Source organism: Mixta sp. (genome assembly GCF_024610815.1).
GTDB classification, from domain to species: domain Bacteria; phylum Pseudomonadota; class Gammaproteobacteria; order Enterobacterales; family Enterobacteriaceae; genus Mixta; species Mixta calida.
In genome coordinates this window covers 1-5,754 of record NZ_JANION010000065.1, presented here as the reverse complement: position 1 = coordinate 5,754, position 5,754 = coordinate 1, and the positions used below count along the sequence as shown (strand labels likewise).

Genomic DNA, 5,754 nt, shown 5'->3' with positions numbered 1-5,754 from the left:
GCTTTAAGCCGCTCGCCCAATATGATCTATATCAATTTTCGCTAAATACTCCTTTGTTAGTATCTCTACGACAATTTTTTATGGGAGTACGTTAGTGTGAATACTGACAATCCTTTCAATCTATTATTGCCACCAGCCATGGCAAAAGTTGCCGAAGAGGCGGGTGTTTATAAAGCCACAAAACATCCATTAACCACATTTTTCCTGGCGATAAACGCTGGCGTATTTATCTCTATTGCTTTCGTTTTTTATATTACAGCAACCACCGGCACAGCGGATGTCCCCTATGGTTTAGCCAAACTGGTGGGCGGCCTCTGCTTCTCTTTAGGTCTGATTCTGGTGGTCGTCTGTGGCGCAGATCTGTTTACCTCAACCGTTCTGATCGTTGTCGCCAAAGCCAGTGGCCGCATCAGCTGGGGTCAGCTGGGAAAAAACTGGCTAAACGTTTATATCGGCAACCTGCTCGGCGCCCTGTTTTTTGTCGCGCTCATCTGGTTTTCCGGTGAATATCTTGCGGCTAATGGCGCATGGGGCATGAATGTCCTGCAAACCGCCGACCACAAAATGCATCACTCTTTTCTTGAGGCCGTTTGCCTGGGCACGCTGGCTAATTTAATGGTCTGTCTGGCTATCTGGATGAGCTACTCCGGCCGCAGCCTGACGGACAAAATGTTCGCCATGGTTTTACCGGTCTCGATGTTTGTCGCCTGCGGCTTTGAACACAGCATCGCCAATATGTTCATGATTCCGATGGGCATCGTCATACGCGACTTCGCTTCGCCTGAATTCTGGCAGGCAACCGGCGCAACGGCTGCTCAGTTTCCAAACCTGACGCTGAGCCACTTTATTATCGATAACCTGATTCCCGTTACTATCGGCAATATCATCGGCGGCGGTGTGCTGGTGGGATTAACGTACTGGGTTATTTATCTACGCGGCCATACCGCTCACTAGCCGCGCAACGCAATCTATTCGCGCCGGCTGGCCACGCGTTCGGCTGGCGCAAAAAAAGAACTTTTATCAGAAGGTAGGTATATCATGACCGAGCTCAATGAAAAACTGGCTGCTGCCTGGGAAGGTTTTAGCGCAGGCGAATGGCAGAAATCAGTTAACGTTCGCGATTTCATTCAGAAAAACTACACGCCTTATGAAGGTGACGAATCCTTCCTGGCTGGCGCTACCGACGCAACCACACAGCTGTGGAATAAAGTGTTGGAAGGTATCAAAATCGAAAACCGCACCCATGCGCCGGTTGATTTTGATACCGATGTTGCATCTACCATTACCTCTCACGATGCAGGCTACATCGACCAGAACCTGGAAAAAATCGTAGGCCTGCAGACCGATGCGCCGCTGAAACGCGCGCTGATTCCCTTTGGCGGCATCAAAATGGTGGAAGGTTCATGCAAAGCGTATAACCGCGAGCTTGATCCTCAGCTGAAAAAAATCTTCACCGAATACCGTAAAACCCATAACCAGGGCGTATTCGACGTCTATACCCCGGACATTCTGCGCTGCCGTAAATCAGGCGTGCTGACCGGTCTGCCTGATGCCTACGGCCGTGGCCGTATCATTGGCGACTACCGTCGCGTCGCGCTGTACGGCATCGATTATCTGATGCAGGATAAATTCGCTCAGTTCACTTCTCTGCAGAGCGATTTGGAAAATGGCGTTAACCTGGAAGCCACTATCCGTCTGCGTGAAGAGATCGCTGAACAGCATCGCGCGCTGGCGCAGCTGAAAGAAATGGCGGCGAAATATGGCTGCGACATCTCTCGCCCGGCAATCAACGCGCAAGAAGCAGTACAGTGGACCTACTTCGCTTATCTGGCGGCTGTGAAGTCTCAGAACGGCGCAGCGATGTCCTTTGGCCGCGTTTCTACCTTCCTTGATGTTTATATCGAACGCGATATGCAGGCAGGCAAACTGACTGAAGAGGAAGCACAGGAGCTGATCGACCACCTGGTAATGAAGCTGCGCATGGTGCGCTTCCTGCGTACGCCAGAGTATGATGAACTCTTCTCCGGCGACCCGATCTGGGCAACGGAATCCCTGGCAGGTATGGGCGTAGACGGCCGCACGCTGGTGACCAAAACCACCTTCCGCTTCCTGAACACCCTGTACACCATGGGCCCGTCACCGGAACCGAACATGACCATTCTGTGGTCAGAGCAGCTGCCGATTAACTTTAAGAAATATGCAGCGAAAGTCTCTATCGACACGTCATCCGTGCAGTATGAAAACGATGATTTGATGCGTCCGGACTTCGATAACGACGATTACGCTATCGCCTGCTGCGTCAGCCCGATGATCGTCGGTAAACAGATGCAGTTCTTCGGCGCGCGCGCCAACCTCGCCAAAACCCTGCTGTACGCAATCAACGGCGGCGTTGACGAGAAAATGAAAATGCAGGTCGGCCCGAAAGATTCGCCGATCACCGACGACGTGCTGGATTTCGACACCGTTATGGCGCGCCTCGACCACTTTATGGACTGGCTGGCTAAACAGTACGTCACCGCGCTGAACATCATTCACTACATGCACGACAAATACAGCTATGAAGCTGCGTTGATGGCGCTGCATGACCGTGACGTTTACCGCACCATGGCCTGCGGCATTGCCGGTCTGTCTGTTGCGGCAGACTCCCTGTCAGCGATTAAATATGCCAAAGTTAAGCCGGTTCGTGATGAAGATGGCCTGGCTGTGGACTTTGAAATCGAAGGCGAATATCCGCAGTTCGGTAACAACGATCCGCGTGTCGACGACCTTGCCTGCGACCTGGTTGAACGTTTCATGAAGAAAATTCAGAAACTGAACACCTATCGTGACGCCGTGCCGACCCAGTCTGTACTGACCATTACTTCAAACGTGGTTTACGGTAAGAAAACGGGTAACACCCCGGATGGCCGTCGCGCAGGCGCACCTTTCGGTCCGGGCGCAAACCCGATGCATGGCCGCGATCAGAAAGGCGCCGTCGCCTCGCTGACCTCCGTTGCCAAGCTGCCGTTCGCTTACGCGAAAGATGGTATCTCTTACACCTTCTCTATCGTGCCGAACGCGCTGGGTAAAGATGACGACGTGCGTAAAACCAACCTGGCCGGTCTTATGGATGGTTACTTCCACCATGAAGCGGAAACGGCGATTGAAGGCGGTCAGCATTTGAACGTTAACGTCATGAACCGTGAAATGCTGATGGATGCGATGGACCATCCGGAGAAATATCCGCAGCTGACCATTCGCGTTTCAGGTTATGCGGTGCGTTTTAACTCGCTGACCAAAGAGCAGCAGCAGGATGTGATTACGCGTACCTTTACTCAGTCGCTGTAATCCCCGCGCTAATGAAAGGCTCCTGCGGGAGCCTTTTTACCAGCAAGCCTGGTTTGCCAGAGATCTCGACCGAGGTCATCTGGCAAAACAGACTCAACTTAACGCAGCAGCCCGTAAAGACTGCGTCACCTGCCAGGCAGGCTCATTTTGGAGAACTCATCGCAATGTCAACTATCGGCCGTATTCACTCATTTGAATCCTGTGGCACCGTTGATGGTCCCGGTATCCGCTTTATCACCTTCTTTCAGGGCTGCCTGATGCGCTGCCTCTATTGTCATAATCGCGATACCTGGGATACGCATGGAGGCAAGGAAATCACGGTTGAAGAGTTAATGAAGGATGTTCTCTCCTATCGCCACTTTATGAATGCTTCAGGCGGCGGCGTCACCGCGTCCGGCGGTGAGGCTATCTTACAGGCTGCTTTTGTCCGGGACTGGTTCCGGGCGTGCAAGGCGGAAGGCATCCATACCTGTCTGGACACCAACGGCTTTGTACGCCGCTACGATCCGGTCATTGACGAACTGCTGGACGTGACCGATCTGGTAATGCTCGATCTGAAGCAGATTAACGATGATATCCATCAGATTCTGGTAGGCGTTTCTAACCATCGCACCATGGATTTTGCCCGCTATCTCGCGAAGAAAGGCATTCGCACCTGGATACGCTATGTGATTGTGCCGGGCTATACGGATGATGACGATTCCGCGCATCGCCTGGGTGAATTTACCCGTGATATGAAGAACGTTGAGAAAATCGAGCTGCTGCCCTACCATGAGCTGGGCAAACACAAATGGACTGCCATGGGCGAGGAGTACAAGCTGGACGGCGTTAAACCGCCCAAAGCGGATACCATGGATCGCATCAAGCATATCCTGGAAGGTTATGGGCACAAGGTGACCTACTAGCCTGGCGGCCAACAAAAAAGGGCGACTTTAGTCGCCCTTTTTTATATCCGATGCTGAGCAGCTTTATGCCTGCGCCACCGGCGTAACATGATGATCGGCTTTGCGCAGCAGCATCACTAAATAGACCAGCGCCACCGCCGCGATCATCACAAACAGCAGCTGGTCAGAATAGTTCTGCATCAGCATTGCCGTCATGCTGGGTCCTGCCAGGCTGCCGATAGTATAGCTCAACAGTAGCGCCTGGTTCATCGCCACCAGCTCATGATGCTTTACGGTTTCGCAGGCCCACGACATCGCCACCGGATACAGCGTAAAACCGGCCGCGCCCAGAATAAACAGGGCTGGCACCATCGCGGTATTGCCCAGCATGGCAATGGCCCCGAGGATGACGATAAACACCTGCACGCGCAGCACCAGAAGACGACCGTAGCGGTCAGCCAGGCGTCCAACAGGCCACTGGCCAACGATCCCGGCGCTGACCAACAGCGCCATCCAGTATCCCACGTTAGCGTCGCTGATGCCCTGATGGGAAAGATAGAGCGGCATCAGGCCATACAGCGATCCCAGCACAATACCGGAAATAATGCAGCCGTTAATGCCCAGCCTTGAGCTGCGACGACGCAGCATCGGCCAAATGCGGCCCGGCGCGCCATCATCTTCATTCGCTGCCGGCGTAATCTTCATAAAGATAATCGGCAGCACGCCGGTCACGATCACTGCGGTGACCCATGGCAGAACGTGTGTCAGACCTGTAGGCATCTTGCTAATCATTAGCTGTCCGGCAACGGTGCCCAGGTAATAGACAATCATGTAAGCCGCCAGCAGTTGACCGCGATTACGCAACGTCCCGCTACAGAGCAAAGCGCTTTCAACCACCACCCAAATCCAGGCGCAGCCGATGCCCGCCGCCAGGCGCCACAGCGTCCAGCTCCAGAATCCTTCATTCATGCCCAGCGCGGCGGTCGAGACGGCAAAGACCAGCGAAGCGAGATAATAGCTGCGGTTAAAGCCGTAATGCTTAATCAGCCAGCCGGCCAGCAGCGTACCTATAAGGTTACCGGCGTACCAGGACGAGCTAACCATACCTACCTGCCAGGTCGGCAAGCTGTCGTGAGTCAGCCACAGGGGCACAAGAGTATTAAGCACGGCAATAGAGACCGTTAACAGCAGCAGGCCGCAGAGCAGCAGCACAACGGGACGAGACCAGGTGGACATCGGTTAAGTCACAGGGAAGTGAGAGAAAGTGCGCGAATATTGCCACTTCTGTTTTTGATGTCAATGCGTGGAATTTAACGGTGGCACAATTTGCTTTAGGGCGATTTAATTTTTTTATCTATAACAGCGCAGCGGCGGCAATTTCTGATCGCTTCGTTCGATAATAGCTTAGTAATTCAATGAGTTGATTAAAACAGCGCCGATGAAAGTCGATATATTTATTTTTTTGTTCTTTGTACTTATAGCGGAGCGCAACGTTTAATGAAAGGGAATGCAAAACGCTTGTCTTTCTGTTATTAGCCGGTAA

The 5,754-nt window shown here is 52.8% G+C and carries 5 protein-coding genes; 3 read left to right on the top strand and 2 right to left on the bottom strand.

Annotated features, from left to right (window positions below):
* Positions 1 to 96: 96 nt before the first annotated feature.
* From focA to pflA, 3 genes are all read left to right on the top strand, one after another.
* The gene (gene focA, locus MYY08_RS04115) at positions 97 to 954 is read left to right on the top strand and encodes a formate transporter FocA (RefSeq protein WP_288013358.1); all 858 of its coding nucleotides are present in this window, start codon (positions 97 to 99) and stop codon (positions 952 to 954) included.
* Positions 955 to 1,038: 84 nt separating this feature from the next.
* Positions 1,039 to 3,327, top strand: coding sequence for a formate C-acetyltransferase (gene pflB, locus MYY08_RS04110; RefSeq protein ID WP_288013355.1), 2,289 nt, complete (start codon positions 1,039 to 1,041; stop codon positions 3,325 to 3,327).
* 164 nt (positions 3,328 to 3,491) lie between these two features.
* Positions 3,492 to 4,232 carry a pyruvate formate lyase 1-activating protein gene (gene pflA, locus MYY08_RS04105; RefSeq protein ID WP_038627055.1) on the top strand — a complete coding sequence of 247 codons (741 nt, stop codon included), beginning with the start codon at positions 3,492 to 3,494 and terminating at the stop codon, positions 4,230 to 4,232.
* Between the two features lie 63 nt (positions 4,233 to 4,295).
* Here pflA and MYY08_RS04100 read toward each other — a convergent pair whose 3' ends face one another.
* Both MYY08_RS04100 and MYY08_RS04095 read right to left on the bottom strand, forming a co-directional pair.
* Positions 4,296 to 5,447, bottom strand: coding sequence for an MFS transporter (locus MYY08_RS04100; RefSeq protein WP_038627057.1), 1,152 nt, complete (start codon positions 5,445 to 5,447; stop codon positions 4,296 to 4,298).
* A gap of 118 nt (positions 5,448 to 5,565) precedes the next feature.
* A partial coding sequence (locus MYY08_RS04095) for a hypothetical protein (RefSeq protein WP_288013351.1) occupies positions 5,566 to 5,754 on the bottom strand: 189 nt, incomplete at its 5' end.

Bases quoted from the DNA above. Each gene is read 5' to 3' on its own strand.
- pflB (WP_288013355.1), top strand. From the start codon at position 1,039: ATGACCGAGCTCAATGAAAAACTGGCTGCTGCCTGGGAAGGTTTTAGC.
- pflA (WP_038627055.1), top strand. From the start codon at position 3,492: ATGTCAACTATCGGCCGTATTCACTCATTTGAATCCTGTGGCACCGTT.
- MYY08_RS04100 (WP_038627057.1), bottom strand. From the start codon at position 5,447: ATGTCCACCTGGTCTCGTCCCGTTGTGCTGCTGCTCTGCGGCCTGCTG.